A 19,208-nucleotide genomic window follows, 5' to 3' on the forward strand; every position below is an offset into this window, starting at 1 on the left:
ACTAATTTTTATTTTTCAGCCAAAATCAATTTTAAATTTTTTTGGGCAACTTGATTAGATGGGTCAAGCGAAAGTGATTTTTGTAAATCCGCAATTGCACCTGATTTATCTCCTAAATTATACTTGGCAACGGCTCTATCGGTATAGAATGTTGCAGGATTGGTATCCATATTTTCAATCGTATAGGTATAATCTTCAATAGCTTCTTTAAATTTACTCAATTTTAAATAGGCACTTGCCCTCGCTCCTCTAATTTTAAATTCTTTGTCATGCGAAGGCAAAGAAAGCGATTTGTTATAATCTTCAATTGCTTTTGCAGGATTACTTTCAGCCAATGTAATTCCTCGATTAAAATAGACATTTCCAATGGTCGAGTCGAGAGAAATTGCTTTATCATACATTTGCAAAGAGCGAGCAATATCTTTCTTCATACCATATACGTTCGCTAAAACTTCGTAAGTATGATAACTTTGAAGATTTGCGGCTAATGCTTTTTCGGCAAATTCTTGCACTTTATCGTACTGAGCTTTTCTTCCATATTCATCGGCCATAGACTCTAAAATTCCACTATCAAACGGATAATTATTGTAAGCATTGCTCCAAAGAGTAAAATTGTCTTTCCAATTTTTTACTTGTTGTGTAGTCAGAAATAAACAAATTAATCCCAAAAAACCTCCAATACTCAACAATAAAGCTGGTTTTTGAAGGTATTCGTCTAAACCATAAAATATCATAAAAAACAAACCTACATAAGGCAAATAAGAATATCTTTCAGCCATAAATGCTTTTCCAACCGACAAAAATTGTAATACCAAAATGATAGTTACCAAGAAAAATCCCCAACCAAAGAAAATATATTTTTTTCGACTGTAAGCCCAAAACATCACCGCAATTGAGGCAATAAAAAAGGCAATTGCCAAAAAGTATTTTGGATTCGCTGCACCTGTTCCAGTAGCAGGATATGGATGTAAATTCGATAATCCAAACGGCAAAATTGCCATAATATGGTACTTTAAATAACCAAACATTGGATACGCTATTCTTTCCAATGTTGAAAATGGAGGACTCGACAATGCTTGGTTTTTCGCTTGCATGGTCAATAAACCGTAAAAATCACCTCCTGCTTGAACATTTACCGAAATAAGTCCAAATAGTAAAGCAACCGCAAAGAAAATACTTTTCTCTAAAATGCTTTTTACAGATAGCCAATCTCTACCTTGCCAATAATCAATCAGCAGTAAAACTATTGGTAATGGCACAGCCATTGCCTTTGACAGACAAGAACAAACGAAAAGTAAAAAGCTAATAATCAACCATTTAGAATCAGATTTCTCTCGAAAACGCAAATACGATAAACAAGAAAGTAGAAAGAAGAAAACATATAAAACATCTTTACGCTCTGCAATCCAAGCAACAGACTCAACATGCATTGGATGCAAACCAAAAATTAATGCGGTCAAAAAAGCAACAATATTTTTTCCTTCTGTCAGTTTTTGAATGAATTTAAAAACCAATAAAGTATTGATTACGTGAATAATGACATTGGTTATGATAAATGAAGCTGCTCCTTTTCCGAAAAAAATGACATTCATTGCTAACGAAAACATCGTTATAGGATGATAGTTAAGAGCAACAATGCGAGTAAGTAAAACCTTAAGATTAGCTGTTGTGGGGTTTAAAACCAACTCATTGAGAGTTACGTAATGTTGGTCGTCCCATTCAACAAAACCATTTTTAAACGCCCCAACGTAAGCAATAAATGTCGTTATTGCCAAAATAACGACCAAAAAAGTTGGATTGAGACCCGAAGTTTTTGTAATTGTATTTTGAGGTTGAAGTGCTGGTTTTTGAGCTACTTTTTTAGCCAATTTCTGTTGTTTTGACATTTTATATTTTTACTATTTTATTAAGTCACCACACAAATCTCATTCCAAAAAATCAGCCAATCAGCCAAATCATGTCTTCATCGTGTCCTTGCTCTTTCCATTCAACCAATACACGCTGTGTATCGAGCGTATTAACTGGCATTCCCGTATAATCTGGCTGGATAGGCAAATCTCGCTCATATCGCCGATTAATAAGGCATAATAATTCTACTTTTTCTGGTCTTCCGAAGGCTTGCATTGCATCAATGGCAGCACGAACCATCCGCCCTGTTGCCAAAACATCATCAATCAAAATAACCTTTTTGTTTTCAATCACAAAAGGTACTTTGGTTTCATTGGGTTTAAGTGGCGTATCTCTTCTACGAAAATCATCTCTAAAGAAAGTTGCATCTAAATAGCCTAATTTTATATCAATACCTGTTTCTTCGGTTAGTTTTTTAGTAATACGTTCGGCTAAAAAAATACCTCTTGGCTGCAAACCCAAAATTACCGAATTTGAAAAGTCACCGTGGTTTTCAATCAATTGTTGGCACAAACGATTGAGTGTAATATCAAGCAATGGGTTACTAAGAATGAGTCGTTTCATACTCCTGCCGCAAATCGGAAATGTTTATAAATGAAATAAATCTGGGTGTAAATCTAATAAATTGATAGACTAATTCTGCTAAAATTTATGAACTTTGCAGAAAATTTATTTAAAATAACAGGCTTATGACTCTTGACAGTTGACTTGACAGCAATTTTTATAACTCACTATCGACCAATTGTCTAAATATTATTGCCTTAATCCTAAAATATATGAAATATTTAATTGCTGGACTTGGAAATATTGGCCCTGAGTATGCACTTACTCGACATAATGTTGGTTTTATGGCTCTCGATAGACTTGCTGTTCAGCAAGGTTTTACATTTAAGATGGAACGACTTGCTTATGTTGGAGATTTCAAACACAAAGGAAAACAAATCTATTGCATCAAACCTACCACTTATATGAACCTCAGCGGGAATGCCATTAATTATTGGCTACAAGCCTTAAAAATTCCTGTTGAAAACCTGTTAGTGATTTGCGATGACTTGGCTTTGCCTTTTGGAAAGTTACGCATGAAAACCAAAGGTTCGCATGGTGGACAGAATGGTTTAAGAAATATTGAGGAGAAACTTGGCACTCAAAACTACAACCGTTTACGTTTTGGGATTGGAAGTGATTTTGCTCGTGGAAGACAAGTCGATTATGTCTTAAAAGCATTCGATGAAGACGAAATGATTCAATTAGTCGATAGATTAGACCGTGTTGACGAAATAATTTTGAATTTTTGCACAATTGGTGTAGAGAGAACAATGAATTTTTACAACGAATGATTGTACTTTTTAAAGAATTTTCACATTTGCCATATTTAGAATTTTATACAAGTTGTATTTTTTTAATACGAATTTTATTTTGTTTTTATAATTAAAAATACCCATTTATTCCAAATTATATCAAAAAAACGAAATTTTTTAAGAACAATATTTGGTTTACTACCATAGACAATATTTGGATTGTATTATTTCTTGTTCTACATTTGCATCGTCATCCACAGTAAAAATAGAACAAAACAATGAAAAATTCATTAAAAACAATTATATTTGCATTGGTATTCGGGTCATTCATGACTACTGCAAATATTGTAAAAGCAAATGACCGTGATTCAGCTAAAAACGAAGTAATATTAGTTAAAGGTGCTGAAGCAAATTTCGCAGACTTTATGTCTAAAAAAGCGAAAAAATTAGTAAAAACTAACGATTGGAATATTTTCACAGAAATAGTTACTCTATATAACGCATCTCCGTCAAAATTTTTGACTGTAAGTGCAGATAAGAAAGAAGCGTTTAATAAGTCAGTTGAAAATATCGAAGTAAAACTTGGTAAAGTTCGTGGTGAAGAGGCAAAGGTTTGGAAGAAAAAAGTAACAACAACCGCTGCAGTTATCAATGTTTTATGGAAATACCAATCAAATGTTGAGTCAACAGAAACAGAACAAGCAGAAACGCCAGCCGTTATCGAAATGTTAGGTCGCTAAGACTCATTTTAAAGAGAATATTAAGTTTTCATAGTTTAATAGGTTAGGGTTGAATAGATGGACGCTTACCCCACTGCCTCTGGCGGTGGGGTTAAGTTTTTTTAAGGGGTTTAGGAACGTCAAACCCATTAAATAATGTTATGTTAAAACAAAAACTCATACCGAGCTTTTGTTTCTTACATCAATCATTTTATATTATCAACTTTTTCACATGGGTAAAATACTATTAATCAGCTTATTATTAATTGGATGTGCTCAATCCGACAACCAGAACTCCACCAAGATTTACTTTGATTTAGCTGGGCTTGTTAGTCAACAAATTACTGAACTCAACAAAAACCAACCACTTACTCATAAAAACCTTTTGATTGAAGATAATGAAGAAGCAATCAATACTACAAAAATTAATTGGCAAAAAGAGCTTGACCTTTTCCTACAAGCCGATTTGAATAAACAATCATACCAATTAAGTTACAACAAACAAGAAACACCTTTAATGGCCATTTATACGCTTAAAGAGCATGAAAGTTTGCCCGTTAGAACGTTAAAAATAATATTTGATAAGGATAATACACCGAAGCATATCGAAGCATTTATGCAAGTAAAAAACTATTTGTATGAATCAGAGAAGAATCTGTCAATGGATTTTGATAAAAAACAATTGAAAAGCTACCAAATAGAAGGTTGGCAAGAACTTTTTGTTGGGAAGAAAAAGCGTTTTAAAATAAATGGCTTATTAGTACATAAAAAATGAGCCTCCGAATTAAAGGCTCATTTTTCTATATCGATATTCAATCACTATTCTAGTAATCTCCACCAGCACCGCCGCCACCGAAACTTCCTCCACCGAAATCGAAGCCGCCTCCACCGCCGCTGCTACCACCTCCAGACCAACCGCCAGAAGAGCTTCCCCAACCAGTGTAGGTAGTATAAGGCACAAATCCACCGCCACGACTGCCGCCACTGCTACCGCCTTTTCTGAACATATAGATAATAATAGCAATGATGATTAAGAAGAAAATAATGGCAAAAATTACATCTCCAGCATCCCCTTCTGAAGCTGGGTCGGCATCAAATTCACCCGATAAATATTTAATGATACTATTAGTCGCTTCGTCAAGGCCTTGGTAGTACTTTAGTTGCTTAAAATTAGGCTTAATTATTTGTTCAATGATACGTTTGCTATAAGCGTCTGTTAAGCCTCCTTCTGTTCCATAACCAGTGGCAATAAAAATCTTTCTGTCGCCTGGAGCCCACAAAAGTACAATGCCGTTGTTTTTCCCTTTTTGTCCAACACCCCAATCTCTACCGAGCTTTATGGCGTATTCACTTATGTCGTAAGGTTGAACACTTTTTACAATAACAATAACAACTTGCGTTGAAGTCGAATCGTTATACGCTTTTAATTTCTGCTCTAGTTGATTTATTTCGCCTTGATTCAATAATCCACCGACTAAATCATTGACGAATCTAGGAGGATTTGGCTTTTGGGGTATTTCTTGAGCAAAGGCGAAACTTTGAAAAAGAAAGAGAAATATGAAAAGTCTTTTAAACATTTGCAGGTTTGAGAGTCGATAGTTAAAAATCTGTGCAAAACTAGGCTCAGACAATAATCAATGTCTTATTTTGGAAGTTACTTAGGTTTTAAACAACGCCAAGTATTTCAATTATTAAGGTATTATTTCCGTTGAAATATCATCTGAAATTTCATTGATATCATCTTTCTGATACGGAAAATATTTCTTCAATTGAAAACCAGCTTCTTTAATACCCATTTGTAATCCTTCACTATAATTTCCTTGAGCAAAATACAATCGAAGTGTATCTCGTGTACTTTCCCAGAAATTTTCAGGAACAACCTTATCAATACCAATATCACCTAAAACTGCAAATTTTCTGTCGCCGTAAGCCAAATAAAACAAAACGCCATTTCTTTGGGCGGTCTTTTGAAGACTCAAATAAAGAAAAACTTGTTTGGCACGTTCAAAAGGGTCAGTTTCGGGGCAAGATTCTTCAATGTGAAGTTTTACTTCGCCCGAAGTATTCAATTCGGCTTGCTTGATAGCAGCTATAATCTTTTCTTTTTCGACTTCTGAAAAAAACATTTTTGGTGATTTTTATTATAATGCAGAGACGTTGCCATTTTATTGAGCAACGTCTCTACAAAAAACTTGATTTCTAATAATTAAAACTTAACAGTTGGAGCTGCCTGAGCAGAATCAGAAGCTTGGAAAAATCCTTTTTCAGCAAAACCAAAAATTTTTGCGAAAATAACTGTTGGGAATGCCAAAGCTGACGAGTTATAAGTCTGAACTGAAGCATTGAAGTCATTACGAGCCACGCCAATACGGTTTTCAGTACCTTCTAATTGAGATTGAAGTTCCAAAAAGTTTTGATTAGCTTTTAAATCTGGATATTTTTCAACTGAAACTAATAAACGGCTCAGCGAACCACTCAATTGGTCTTGTGCTGCTTGGAATTTCTTGATATTTTCAGGTGTCAAATCATCAGCTTTAAGGTTTACTGCTGTTGCATTTGCACGAGCCTGAATTACTTCAGTCAACGTACTTTTTTCAAAATTTGCTGCACCTTGTACAGTACTTACTAAGTTTGGAATCAAATCTGAGCGACGTTGGTATTGCGTTTGCACGTTTGCCCATTTTCCTTTGACATCTTGGTCATTACTAACTAATCCGTTGTATGAGCTACATCCGTACATTCCAAAAATTAGTAAAATACCAACGATGATGAGAGTGCTTTTGTTCATTGTCTTTAATTCGTTTTTTTGTAATTGGTTAAAATTTTGCTCAAATGTAATGATTTGAAAATAATATGCAAGGGGGTAAATGTTATAAGTGGATAAAAAAAATCAGCAAACGGATTAAATCCATGTCGAAATATTACTTTTTGCCTTAATTTCGGGTATTTTCGTACCAAAATTCAGAAAATCAACACCTTCAGTCAATATTATATTTCTTTATGTCTTGCCTAAATGATACAAATGATCTTTATTTCTAAACTTAAGATAGCCAAAGATTCACGTATGTTCCATTTTTATCGTACATATCGGCTTGACGACTGATATTAAAATACCTGTCTTCACGTGGATCATTTCCAACGCCTGCTATATAATTCCAGTTTCCCCAATTGCTACAAACATCATAATCGAGTAATTGACTTTCAAAATAAGCTGCCCCCCAAGTCCAATCAATACCTAAATCTTTGGTTAAATAACTGGCCACATTTTGGCGGCCACGATTCGACATAAACCCAGTTAACTGCAATTCTTTCATATTGGCATCAATAAAAGGCACACCTGTTTGGCCATTTATCCATTTGTCAAAATTGAGTTTATCTTGCTTCCATTCTTTCATTAAATCATTTTTAATGCCGCTTTTTTTGAAAATCCTTGTTCCGAATTTCAGTCCTACAAAATGAAAATAATCTCGCCAAATTAATTCAAAAGTCAGCCAATAAGTGGAATCATTTGCGAGTACTTCTTTTTCATATTTTTTTATTTCCTCGTATATTTTTCTAGGAGAAATACAGCCCAAACTCAACCAAGCCGAAAACTTCGACGAATAGTCTCCACCGATGAGTTCGTTACGTGTTTCTTTATATGTTTTTAATAAATCTTTGTCCCAAATATATTCTTTTAATCGATTTAATGCTTCATTTTCACCACCTTTAAAGTTCAAAACCGAACGTTTATCTAGGATTAGTGTCTCTTCAAAACCTAAATCTTTTAAGGTTGGAATTTTCCCTAAATCAAATGAAGAATCAATGTGAGCAAGTTTTTGTGGAGCATCAAAAGTTGGGCGAATTGTAGCAGAACGCTCTACTTTTTTCCTAAAATCAGTAAAAACATCGGGCAAAAAATTTATCTGAAAAGGCAAATCACGGGCATGATATAACGTAGCAATCCAAACCAATTCAATTTCAATATTGAGTGGTTTTATTCTTTTTGCCAAATTTGCTTCTATTGTGGTTTCCTCTTGCGTAACTTCTTTGCTTGCATAAACTGCCGCCGCATTTATATCGGCTGCCATTTTTGTTAAAATTTCTTCGGGTTTACCAATTTTAATAATTAAATCAGAACCAATACTTTGTAGATTTGTACGTAGGTTTTCGACTGATTCAATCAAAAACTTTGTCCGAAATGCACCCGTACGTTTAAATCCGAGTGGCGTATTCAGAAATTGTCTTTCGTCAAAAATATATACAGGAATCACATTTCCTGCTTTAGTTGCTTCTATTAAAGCCTCGTTATCGTGAAGTCGTAAGTCGTTTCTGAACCAGAAAATGATATTTTGCATGAGTAAAATGTACTTGTAGAAAATGTTTGTTACTGCAAAATTAACTTATTTTCTAAGGACTTTGTTCATTAAAATCAATTGTAAAGTTTTTAATTACACATATATTGATAAGCCACATTTAGCACGGTCTTTTTTTCGCCTTTCGTTACGGTCTTCACCGCTTTTGTAGGAATTCCAATTTTATTATATTCATAAGTAATATCTGTCGCTTCATCTACTTTGCCATTGTCATCGTATATTTTTATGGAAGTGGGATTATTTTTACCAAAAAACGCAAAATAGCTATTCGCAATTCCGATAAAACCGTATGCCATTGTGCGGTAGCCATCTGGATAAAATTGGGATTTAGTATCGTAGCTAATGCCTTCATAAGCCAACAATTCGGGGTCTCCTTCCATTTTTGTGAAAACTTTCGACACATTTTCATCTACATATTCTACTCTTGAAACTCCTTTTACTTTATAACCAAAAATGTCAAGATTGGTATTAATTGTAGTAAGTTTATCGGCCACATACACAAAATCGTTTACCTGAAACTCATATCCTTTTATTGATGTTCTGGTTTTTGAAATTTTGCCAGTGGTAGCATCATATAGATAAGTTACGGTATAAGCTTCTTCCAAATTTCCATTTGTGATAACCATTTTTTCAATCTGACCTTTGGTATTATAGGTGAACGTTGAACCAATTTCGGTACTTTCTTTATTTACAATACGCTTAATTCGATTGAGTGTATATTCAAAAGAAGCGAGTTCCTTTCCTGTCGAAGAATTGATATTTTTGAGCGGACATTTGCTCAACTGTTGTGTTTGTTCGGGTGTTATTTCATCTTCATTGATTTTTTTACAAGAAATGACACCCGAAATAAGGGCCACTAGAACGAAGGATACGATACGTTTCATAAATATATAATTGATACTTTCAATAGCTAAATAATCAATCTTACTGCAAAAAACGTGCCTGTTTTTAAACAAAAAAGAGACTTTCATTATCAAAAAGTCTCTTAAATAAATGTTTTACAATTGTCTTAAACAGCTCGTTTTTTATAGCTTATCTTTCAAAAAAGCCGTCAAAATAGCCAAACCTTTTTCAAAATGCGAATTATTGTTGATTATTATATCTGCATCATATTTGGTTGGTTCGATGTATTTTTCATACGTTGGAGCAACATGGTTTTCCCAACGGTAAAGAACATCGTTTAAATCGTATCCTCGTTCGTTGTTATCTCTGATGATGCGACGCTTGATTTTAACATGTTCACGGGCATCAATAAAAACCCTTAAATCAAGCAATTTTGCCACATCTTGCGAATGAAAAACAAAAATTCCTTCAACAACGATAATTGGAGCTGGCTTGAAAACAAGCGTTTTTGGTACAACATTCGGATTATTGAAAACATATTCTTTATGCTCAACAGTTCGCCAATTTTTCAAATCATTGATATGCTGGGCATATAACTCAAAATCTATTGCTTCAGGAAGGTCGTAGTTTTCAACATTATTTTGGTCTTTCGGTACAAATTCTTGTGTACGATAGTAATTGTCTTGCGAAATCAGACAAATTTCATCTTTTGAAAAAGCTCCCAATAACTGATTCAAAAAGTACGTTTTTCCAGACGCACTTCCGCCAGTAATACCAACTATATAAGGTTTTGTCATTAACACTATTTTTAAATTTCTTGTTGATGATTGCCCAAAGATTAAATTAGTGCAATTTCGAGGACAAAATTACGAAAAGGCTTAGGATTGTTTGTAAAATATTTTGGAAATTGCCATGAAAAATATCAATCCGTGAAAAAACACCTCAAAAACGCACTAATTATCGCTTTTTTTTCTTTCGCAGTTTACCAAATTTGGTCGAATTCTGGAAAAGGAACTAAAGAAAATCAATCTTTAAAAATAGATATTTCCGAATCTTACGGAGATTCAACAAGCAAAAATAATATTTTGGGCATTCAAGCTTTTATGGAGCCTGTTGATTATGCTTCGGAAGAAAACTTTAAAAGAAAAATACAATTTTATTTGAATGCTGCCCAAAAAAATAACTTTCTAATTCCAAACAAAACAGTTGTAGTTTTTCCCGAATATATCGGCACATTTTTGGTAGCTGCCAACGAAAAAAGCAGCCTTTATAACACGAAAACACTTGAATCTGGCCTTCAAACAATGGTTTTGAGCAATTTAGGAAAATTCTTAAAAACCTTTATAACTGCACCTGACGAAGTAAAAGATAAAATCAAATATGCTGCATTTGCCATGAAAGCAGCCCAAATGGCCATAATTTATCAAAATACTTTTGCAGAATTATCAAAAAAATACAAGGTCACGATTGTAGCGGGTTCGATTTTATTGCCAAATCCAAGTGTCGAAAATGGCATTTTGACAATCAATAAAGGGTTGCTTTATAATACGTCCGTCGTTTTTAATGTTGATGGAAAAATAAATCAAAATTTGATAAAAAAAGCATTTCCAACTGCCGATGAATTGTCTTTCGTTTGTCCAGCTAAACCCGAAGAAATTCCAACTTTTGAAACACCAATCGGTAAAATGGGCGTTTTGGTTTGTGCCGATGCTTGGTTTTCGGAATCGTATAAAATTTTGAAAGAGAAAGGGGTAGAATTTATTGTAACGCCTTCTTATTCAAATGGTTATGATAATTGGAACAAAAAATGGACTGGCTATTCGGGGGCAGTAACGCCTAAAGATGCAAAAGCTGATATTGGAAAATTGACGCTCGGAGAAGCTTGGGTCAAACACGCCATGGCAGGAAGAGCAAAAAATGAAGCAGGAGTAAAAAAAGGGATAAACGTTTTCTTACAAGGAAATATTTGGGATTTGGGAGCAGATGGTTCGACAATCATCTTGAACGATTCTGCCAAAGCCACTTCTCATTTTGGAAAAGCGGCTTTGGTGAATTTGTGGCTTTAAATCTAATATTCATTAGATTTTAGGTTTATTTGTCTGGCATTCGGTAAGTTTTATTGAATTCTTTACCAATTTGCTGTCCATTACGGAAAACCGCTGCCCGAATCGTAGTTAATTTATTAAACGTTTGGGGTACATATATTGGCGAATTTATCGTTGGTTTTGAAAAATCCAGCGAATATCTCACTTGTGCATTTGCCACATAAGGCTCAAGTTTCACTTCAACTGTTTGATTTTTATTCGCTGTATATGTTTCTTTTACATCATAAATACTTTTCGCATAATTTACTTTCAAAACATCTAATCGCTTAAAATGCGTTTCTAATCGGCGACCAAAATCTGCAAAGTTTTTGCTTCCTAGCGGCGACCAAGTGACTTCTGATAACGCACATGCTCTTGGAAAAGTCATGTATTCCGCATGTTCGGGTGTTGCTACATATTCTGTCCAAAGGTTTACTTGAGCCCCCAAAATATACTTTGTTTCTTCAGGTTTAAGTTCTACTGGAATTGGCTCATACGAATATACTTTTTCTAGAGTCAAGAAACCGCCAATGCCCAATGGTTCAAAGGCAGGATGAGATTGATAATAGTCAATATAGACATGTGATGTTGGTGTCATCACGACATCGTGTTTTTGTCTTGCAGCTTCAATTCCGCCTTGAATGCCACGCCAAGACATCACTGTTGCGTTAGGAGAAAGTCCACCTTCCAAAATTTCATCCCAACCCATTAACTTTTTTCCTTTTGATGTCAAAAACTTATCGATTCGCTTAATAAAAAAACTTTGCAGCTCGTGTTCATCCTTTAAACCCTGTGTTTTCATTAAATCTTGACAAAACTTACTTTGTTTCCATGCTGTTTTTGGGCATTCGTCGCCCCCAATATGAATGTATTGACTTGGAAAAATATCAATTACTTCTGTCAATACATCTTCGATAAATTTAAAAGTTTTTTCAGTCGGACAATAGACATCTTCAATAACGCCCCAAATTTTTGCCACCCCATAAGGGCCATTTGTACAACCCAACTCTGGATACGCCGCCAAAGCAGCAAGAGCATGACCTGGCATTTCGATTTCAGGAATAATAGTGACGTATTTTTCTTGAGCATATTTTACTACATCTCTGATTTCGTCTTGCGTATAAAAACCACTATGAGGTTTTCCATCAAATTTTAATGGTTGATTATACGACATTTTTCCTTCTACTGTTTCAGAACGCACTGAGCCAACTTGTGTCAAACGAGGATATTTCTGAATTTCAATTCTCCAACCTTGGTCATCAGTCAAATGCCAATGTAGCACATTCATTTTGTGCATGGCTAATAAATCAATGGTTTTTTTTACGAAATCAATTGGCAAAAAATGTCTGCCAACATCAAGCATAAAACCACGGTGTTCAAAGCGAGGTTTATCAGATATTCTTACACAAGGCATTGTTAGTTGCAATCCTGTAACTTTATTAACTGAATATATTTCAGGAGGAAGTAATTGAAAAATCGTTTGAAGACCATAAAAATACCCTTGCGAAGCACTTGCTGTAATCGATACTAAATTGGGTTCTACCAAAAGCTCATAATTATCTTCAGGCATTGGTCGGGTTGGTCGTACAAATAATATTGCATTGGTTAAAGGAGGAGATGGAATTGCTTTTTTCGTTTTAGGGTCAATTTTAGCAATTTTCGGTAAAGAAACCTCAGTAAAAAGTTTCATCCCCGTTGTATATGCCACTTGACTCGTAAAAAGTTTTGCAACGGCAGCCGTTTGAGCATCGTTAGTCTGCAAAATTACCCTTGTTTCTGCATTTATTGTAAATGAACCGCTCTTAACTACAATCGTATCTGGTTGAGGAATAATATTATAGGTATTTTGCCCCCAAGCAGTCGTAACAACACAAATGAATGCAATAATGAGTTTTTTCATAAATTTAATAATTGAAAATTTGGCACTAAAAATAAAACATTACAATAGCAAAAAGTAAGCTAATTGACTAAATATTGAATGCTCCTAAAAATAATGCAGCCAGTACTCCTCCAACAATCGGCCCTACAACAGGTATCCAAGCGTAAGCCCAATCGCTATTTCCTTTACCAGAAATAGGTAAAACTGCATGAGCAATACGTGGGCCTAAATCACGTGCTGGATTGATAGCATAACCTGTTGGACCGCCCAAAGATAAACCAATTGACCATACCAACATACCAACCAAATAGGGAGCAAAACCATTAGGTAAATCTGACGAAAATGAGCTAGAAACGACCACTAAAACCATCGCACCGATTGCTTCAGAAATCACATTGGCTGCTGGATTTCTAATGGCTGGAGAAGTAGCAAAAACGCCTAATTTAGCTCCCTTATCTTCTGTAATCGACCAATGAGGCAAATACATAAGCCAAACTAGTGTTGCTCCTAAAAATGCACCAATTAACTGGGCAGCAATAAAAGAAGGTACATTCGACCAATCACCCGATTTTACTGCCATTGCAATTGTTACGGCTGGATTCAGATGAGCATCAGGGCTACCCAATTTTTGAGCAACAAAAATGCCGCACATCACTGCTAATGCCCAAGCGGTTGTTACTACTATCCAACCTCCATTTTCGCCTTTTGAGCCTTTTAATAAAACATTGGCGACTACGCCATCACCAAGTAAAATGAGTACGAGTGTACCCACTAATTCACCAATAAAGTTTGAAGTTTGCATTGAGGTTTATTTTTTTTAGGGTTGAAATTGTTTGGCAAGTTAATTTATTTTGTCAGAACACACAATAGGTTTAACTTTGTGCTTTAATAAACTATTATGATATTGAATTCTCTTTCTGCTATTTCTCCTGTTGATGGTCGATACCGCCGACAAATCGAAAATCTTGCTCAATATTTTTCTGAATTCGGACTGATACACTATCGTGTAAGAGTCGAAATAGAATATTTTATTGCTCTTTGCGAACTACCTTTGCCACAATTAGAAGATTTTAACAAAGGTTTGTATAAAAATCTTCGAGCGATTTATGAGGATTTTTCGGAAGAAAATGCCTTAAAAATTAAAGAAATTGAGAAAACGACCAATCACGACGTAAAAGCGGTTGAGTATTTTATCAAAGAAGCTTTTGATGTTTTAGGAATTGCCCAATATTCAGAATTTATCCATTTCGGACTTACTTCGCAAGATATTAATAATACAGCCATTCCGTTGTCATTAAAAGAAGCAATGGAAGTAGCAGTTTTACCTATATTTAATGAGGTTTTGGTGAAACTGCACGATTTAGCAGAACAATGGAAAGAAATTTCGTTACTCGCACATACACACGGACAACCCGCTTCGCCTACACGATTAGGCAAAGAAATTTTAGTTTTTTGCGAAAGAATTGAAAAACAACTCGAAATGTTGAAAACTATTCCTTACGCTGCCAAATTTGGCGGTGCAACAGGAAATTTCAACGCTCATCATGTGGCTTATCCACAAACTGATTGGGTAAGTTTCGGAAACAGTTTTGTTAATCATTCTCTGGGTTTATCTCGTAGCCAAAAAACAACTCAAATTGAGCATTATGATATGTTGGCAGCTTTGTTTGATAACATCAAACGACTCAATACTATTTTAATAGATTTCTCTCGTGATGTTTGGACCTACGTCTCAATGGGATATTTTAAGCAAAAAATAAAAGCTGGCGAGATTGGTTCATCGGCCATGCCGCACAAAGTAAACCCGATTGATTTTGAAAATGCAGAAGGAAATTTAGGTGTTGCGAATGCTCTTTTTGAACATTTTTCGGCAAAATTACCTATTTCTCGTCTTCAAAGAGATTTGACTGATTCAACAGTTTTGAGAAATTTAGGCGTGCCAATTGGGCATACGGTTATTGCTTTGAAATCTTTATTAAAAGGTATAGAAAAGCTTGAGCTTAACCAAGAAGCAATTGACCATCATTTAGAAGAAAACTGGGCAGTTGTGGCCGAAGGTATTCAGACAGTTTTACGTCGTGAAGGTTTCCCAAAACCTTATGAGGCGTTGAAAGAATTAACTCGTAAAAACGAAAAAATCACCGAGAAACGTATCAAAGATTTTATTGATACACTCGATGTCAGCGAAAAAGTGAAATATGAACTTCGCCGCATTTCTCCTTTTAATTATACGGGGATTTGACTTTAGAATTAAAAAAAGCGGCACTAAAATCAAATTTTAGTGCCGCTTTTTTAATATTCAACAATTTGCCTACTCATTGGTGGAATACTTGAATATGGACGAAGCATACGATATTGGTCACTTCGAGCAGTAATCTGAATTTCTTTCAAAAATTGGTATTCTTTTGAAAAATAATCTTCCGTAATTCGATTAGTCGGATAATTTTCTTCTCCATAATAAATATTTTTATAAACAAAGGCAATAGGTAAAATATACTTCCCTTCGCTGACATTGCCCAATTGAGGCGTTTTTGATAATCCGCTCACGATTTCTGCTTCAAAGCCTAATAAATGGCTTACTTTCTTATTAATTAAAGGATAAATCACATTGATATTGTTGACTTTTCCCGTTGCATCTACTTCAAAAGCTGCATAAATTCGTCCATAAATACTACTTCGAATCGCACCAATTGGGTAGCCAATTTTTCGTAAAGCCGAAGCATAAAAAGCCGAACCTATTACATCTTTCGAAACTTGAGCATACGTTTCGATGCAAGTTACCCCGATTAATACCCACAAAAATATAATTGTTTTTTTCATAGCTACAAAAGTTTACTTTAATGTTTTGCACAATAAATGTATAAAGAACACTTTTTTTTTCAAATAAAATGCTTCTTTTTTTTATACTTATTTTTTGTTATTTCGGTGAATAAGTCTTTACAGCCGTTTTCATCACTTCTGTTTTATCAAGTGTCATTTTTTTTGTTTTTTGGCTCAAATACAAATCCATTTGGTCTGCAAAATGTGGACTATCCACGTGCGTCGATTGCCCGAAGTTTAAAACTGTTTCAATTTCGGGTAAACCTTCTTTGGGAAATTTAATTAATCCAATATATGACTCGCCTTGCACGACATTCAATTTGCCCTCTTTATATGGGCGAGTGTGCATGGCCGTAATCACATCTGGCAAGCCCCAACTTGGTTTTTCAATATTGCCTCGCACCAATTTTTGTAAATCTCCTAACGAAATATCCGTTCTACCAAAATGTTGATTCATGTAGGTATTTACATATCGAAAGGCTGCAATTGTTTCTTCTTTTGAAATCTCATAATTAGCAATTTCTCCTTTTTTACTCAATTCATTTGTAAAATAATTAAGCATCACTAAAAATATCGCAGCACCTTTACTATCAACATTTGTTTTGCGATTCCATTGATTCAAATTTTCAATAAGTGTCTGTATATCAGGATATTCTGATGGGTTTAACTTGAAAAGTTCATCCGTATTTGCTGGAAAATAAAGCTTTCCTTGTGGTAATTGTCCATCATATTTTATTCGTTTGAAATCATCAAAAGAAATTTTATCATATTGCGAAAACATTTCTTGAAAGCGAATACTTCGGTTATTATCTTTTGTTTCATAGCCCATTGTTTGGTCAAAATCTTGAGCTTTCAAATTATCTTTAACACCCGTAGCATTGTAGGGCGTGTGGTTAGCATTGAACAAATAGCCACTCGTTGGATTAACGTATTGTGGTAAATCTTTCAGAGGATGAAAGCTTGTCCAAAGTGTTTTTGAGGTATTGCCTGGAATTGTATTTTTCCAATCGTAGCCTTCTGTACGAAACGGAATTTTTCCGTTACTCACATAAAAAATAGTATCTCGTTTATCGGCATAAATTGTATTAAAACCTGGAATTGCGGTCATTTGCATTGCTTTATAAAACTCCGAAAAATTACGAGCTTTATCCATTTTATACCACTGTTCAATTCCTCGAATATCTTGATTTGCACTAAATCTTATTGAAAAAGTACCTTGTTTAGTCTGAATTGTTGCTCCATATTTACTCCATAAAACTACTTTTTTTACAGGAATTGTAAAACCTTTCATTTTCACTTTTAACTTTACCGTTTTTTCTTCTAATGTTTCCCATTTTCCATCAAACTTATATTGTTTTTTATTATTTGGATTCATTTCGAGTTGAAACACATCAACTTTATCTTGATAATTGACGGTATGAGTCCAACCTAAATTTTCGTTTACACCCACAAAAATAACTGGACCTCCTGGAAATAACGCTCCTAAAACATTCAAGCCTTCTTCGCTACAAAGATGAGCTTCATACCAAGCAACAGGACCTTCAAGTGGCTGATGTGGATTAATTGCCAAATAAGCACTTCCGTCAACGGTTTTTGAACTACTGATAGCAATTGCATTCGAGCCAGCAGCCTTAAACTCGTCTAATGTTTTTATATTTCCGTTAAATATTTTTTGCAAAACCCCGTCAACCCCCGAAATCATCGAAAGCGATAAAACCGTGCTGGTTGTGTATTCTTTGGTATTTGTTGGGAATGAACCTTTTACCAATACTTCTTCAGGATGTTTGGCAGCGTAGGCGTTTATCCCAGCCACATAACCTTCAATAAGTGCTTTATATTCGGGAGATAAAACTTTATCGTATTGTTCATCAACTACCTCACGGCAACGCAAAAGTGCAACAACATAATCAATCGTTGCTCCGTCTTTGCCTCTTAATTGACCGACCATCCCTTTTCCAGCCAATAATGTCAATTGCATCGTTTTGAAATCATCTTCGGCATTTGCCCAAGCCAATCCATAGGACACTTCAGCATCAGTTTTGGCATAAATATGTGGAACGCCCCATTTATCTCGCACAATTTTAATATTTTCAGGATTAATTTGGGCAAATAATGTTTGAAAAGAAATTCCTAAAAATAGGAAGAAGCATAGTTTTTTCATTGTAAGGTTGAGTCGTTATTTCTAGAATACTACAAAAGTATAAATTTAAAAACAAAAAAGGGAAAGCATAAAAAAATGCCTTCCCTTTCACAACTAACAATTGAGAGAGTTGTTTTACAATAAATTTGCTTTCAACATATATTCAGCAATTTGAACTGCGTTTGTAGCAGCACCTTTGCGAAGGTTATCAGCTACAACCCAAAGGTTCAAAGTGTTTTTCTGTGATTCGTCACGACGGATACGTCCAACAAAAACCTCGTCTTTTCCGTGTGAGTTGATTGGCATTGGATAAACAAAGTTTTTAGGGTCATCTTGTACAATAACACCTTCGGTTTCGCTCAAAAGTCGGCGAACTTCATCCAAATCAAAATCATTTTCAAACTCGATATTTACAGCCTCTGAGTGACCGCCAACAGTTGGGATACGCACCGTTGTTGCAGTTACTGCAATGCTATCATCGCCCATAATTTTCTTGGTTTCATTCACCATTTTCATTTCTTCTTTGGTATATCCATTGTCCAAGAAAACATCAATGTGAGGCAATACGTTAAGGTCAATTTTATGCGGATACACTTTTGCAACGCTATCGTCGCCTGCACGCTCCGCAAAAAGTTGGTCAACGGCTGCTTTACCAGTTCCAGTTACCGATTGGTAAGTCGAAACAACCACACGTTTGATTTTATATTTATCGTGCAACGGCTTCATCACCACCACCATCTGAATTGTCGAACAGTTCGGATTCGCAATGATTTTATCTTCAGCCGTAATCGTATTTGCATTTACTTCAGGCACTATCAACTTTTTAGTTGGATCCATTCTCCAAGCCGAAGAATTGTCAATCACAGGAATACCCGCCGCTGCAAACAATGGAGCTAAGGCCAATGAAGAACTTCCACCTGCTGAGAAAATCGCAACCGCAGGTTTCATCTTGATGGCATCTTCATAGCCTACTACCGTAAACTGTTTACCTTTAAATTCAACCTGTTTACCAATTGATTTTTCGGAAGCAACGGGAATAATTTCGCTAACGGGGAAATTTCTTTCCGCCAATACTTTCAAGATTTCAGTGCCAACTAAGCCAGTTGCACCAACTACTGCAATTTTCATTTTTTTTGCCCACTCCCAGCCCCTAAAGGAGAGT

The 19,208-nt window shown here is 35.1% G+C and carries 18 protein-coding genes; 5 read left to right on the top strand and 13 right to left on the bottom strand.

The window, feature by feature from the left end:
* Nucleotides 1–8: 8 nt before the first annotated feature.
* Both MJQ71_RS13540 and pyrR read right to left on the bottom strand, forming a co-directional pair.
* Nucleotides 9–1,886: a glycosyltransferase family 39 protein gene (locus MJQ71_RS13540; protein WP_238807160.1), complete on the bottom strand. Its 1,878-nt coding sequence runs from the start codon at nt 1,884–1,886 to the stop codon at nt 9–11.
* Between the two features lie 52 nt (nt 1,887–1,938).
* Nucleotides 1,939–2,472, bottom strand: a complete 534-nt coding sequence (pyrR, locus tag MJQ71_RS13545; RefSeq protein ID WP_238807161.1) for a bifunctional pyr operon transcriptional regulator/uracil phosphoribosyltransferase PyrR — start codon at nt 2,470–2,472, stop codon at nt 1,939–1,941.
* A 212-nt stretch (nt 2,473–2,684) separates the two neighbouring features.
* On the opposite strand from pyrR, the gene pth reads away from it, so the two are divergent.
* The 3 genes from pth (at nt 2,685) to MJQ71_RS13560 (ending at nt 4,700) form a co-directional block, all read left to right on the top strand.
* Complete coding sequence (gene pth, locus MJQ71_RS13550; RefSeq protein ID WP_238807162.1) at nt 2,685–3,245, top strand: aminoacyl-tRNA hydrolase; 561 nt, start codon at nt 2,685–2,687, stop codon at nt 3,243–3,245.
* A gap of 239 nt (nt 3,246–3,484) precedes the next feature.
* Complete coding sequence (locus tag MJQ71_RS13555; RefSeq protein ID WP_238807163.1) at nt 3,485–3,946, top strand: hypothetical protein; 462 nt, start codon at nt 3,485–3,487, stop codon at nt 3,944–3,946.
* 211 nt (nt 3,947–4,157) lie between these two features.
* Nucleotides 4,158–4,700, top strand: a complete 543-nt coding sequence (locus tag MJQ71_RS13560; protein ID WP_238807164.1) for a hypothetical protein — start codon at nt 4,158–4,160, stop codon at nt 4,698–4,700.
* Between the two features lie 49 nt (nt 4,701–4,749).
* On the opposite strand, the gene MJQ71_RS13565 is transcribed toward MJQ71_RS13560, so the two are convergent.
* From MJQ71_RS13565 to udk, 6 genes are all read right to left on the bottom strand, one after another.
* The gene (locus MJQ71_RS13565; protein ID WP_238807165.1) at nt 4,750–5,502 is read right to left on the bottom strand and encodes a TPM domain-containing protein; all 753 of its coding nucleotides are present in this window, start codon (nt 5,500–5,502) and stop codon (nt 4,750–4,752) included.
* 114 nt (nt 5,503–5,616) lie between these two features.
* Nucleotides 5,617–6,051, bottom strand: a complete 435-nt coding sequence (locus MJQ71_RS13570; RefSeq protein WP_238807166.1) for a TPM domain-containing protein — start codon at nt 6,049–6,051, stop codon at nt 5,617–5,619.
* A gap of 80 nt (nt 6,052–6,131) precedes the next feature.
* Nucleotides 6,132–6,713 carry a LemA family protein gene (locus MJQ71_RS13575; protein WP_238807167.1) on the bottom strand — a complete coding sequence of 194 codons (582 nt, stop codon included), beginning with the start codon at nt 6,711–6,713 and terminating at the stop codon, nt 6,132–6,134.
* Between the two features lie 253 nt (nt 6,714–6,966).
* The gene (locus tag MJQ71_RS13580; protein WP_238807168.1) at nt 6,967–8,262 is read right to left on the bottom strand and encodes a DASH family cryptochrome; all 1,296 of its coding nucleotides are present in this window, start codon (nt 8,260–8,262) and stop codon (nt 6,967–6,969) included.
* A gap of 89 nt (nt 8,263–8,351) precedes the next feature.
* Entirely contained in the window at nt 8,352–9,164 is an 813-nt protein-coding gene (locus MJQ71_RS13585; RefSeq protein ID WP_238807169.1) for a hypothetical protein, read from the bottom strand.
* Nucleotides 9,165–9,305: 141 nt separating this feature from the next.
* The gene (gene udk, locus MJQ71_RS13590) at nt 9,306–9,920 is read right to left on the bottom strand and encodes a uridine kinase (protein ID WP_238807170.1); all 615 of its coding nucleotides are present in this window, start codon (nt 9,918–9,920) and stop codon (nt 9,306–9,308) included.
* Nucleotides 9,921–10,052: 132 nt separating this feature from the next.
* Between udk and MJQ71_RS13595 the strand changes: the two genes are divergently transcribed.
* Entirely contained in the window at nt 10,053–11,189 is a 1,137-nt protein-coding gene (locus MJQ71_RS13595) for a carbon-nitrogen hydrolase family protein (protein WP_238807171.1), read from the top strand.
* A gap of 25 nt (nt 11,190–11,214) precedes the next feature.
* Here the strand turns inward: MJQ71_RS13595 and MJQ71_RS13600 are convergent, their stop codons facing one another.
* Nucleotides 11,215–13,107 (bottom strand): beta-N-acetylhexosaminidase, encoded by a 1,893-nt coding sequence (locus MJQ71_RS13600; protein ID WP_238807172.1) that lies wholly within the window; start codon nt 13,105–13,107, stop codon nt 11,215–11,217.
* 67 nt (nt 13,108–13,174) lie between these two features.
* Nucleotides 13,175–13,888 (bottom strand): MIP/aquaporin family protein, encoded by a 714-nt coding sequence (locus MJQ71_RS13605; protein WP_238807173.1) that lies wholly within the window; start codon nt 13,886–13,888, stop codon nt 13,175–13,177.
* A 96-nt stretch (nt 13,889–13,984) separates the two neighbouring features.
* Between MJQ71_RS13605 and purB the strand changes: the two genes are divergently transcribed.
* Nucleotides 13,985–15,328: an adenylosuccinate lyase gene (gene purB / locus MJQ71_RS13610; protein WP_238807174.1), complete on the top strand. Its 1,344-nt coding sequence runs from the start codon at nt 13,985–13,987 to the stop codon at nt 15,326–15,328.
* Between the two features lie 50 nt (nt 15,329–15,378).
* On the opposite strand, the gene MJQ71_RS13615 is transcribed toward purB, so the two are convergent.
* From MJQ71_RS13615 to MJQ71_RS13625, 3 genes are all read right to left on the bottom strand, one after another.
* Nucleotides 15,379–15,906, bottom strand: a complete 528-nt coding sequence (locus MJQ71_RS13615; RefSeq protein ID WP_238807175.1) for an energy transducer TonB — start codon at nt 15,904–15,906, stop codon at nt 15,379–15,381.
* A gap of 97 nt (nt 15,907–16,003) precedes the next feature.
* The gene (locus MJQ71_RS13620) at nt 16,004–18,067 is read right to left on the bottom strand and encodes an acylase (protein WP_238807176.1); all 2,064 of its coding nucleotides are present in this window, start codon (nt 18,065–18,067) and stop codon (nt 16,004–16,006) included.
* Between the two features lie 114 nt (nt 18,068–18,181).
* On the bottom strand, nt 18,182–19,174 hold the full coding sequence (locus MJQ71_RS13625; RefSeq protein WP_238807177.1) for an aspartate-semialdehyde dehydrogenase: 993 nt from the start codon (nt 19,172–19,174) through the stop codon (nt 18,182–18,184).
* Nucleotides 19,175–19,208: the final 34 nt, after the last annotated feature.

Origin of the sequence: Emticicia aquatica, assembly GCF_923079645.1 — a bacterium.
Classification (GTDB): Bacteria; Bacteroidota; Bacteroidia; order Cytophagales; family Spirosomataceae; genus Emticicia; species Emticicia aquatica.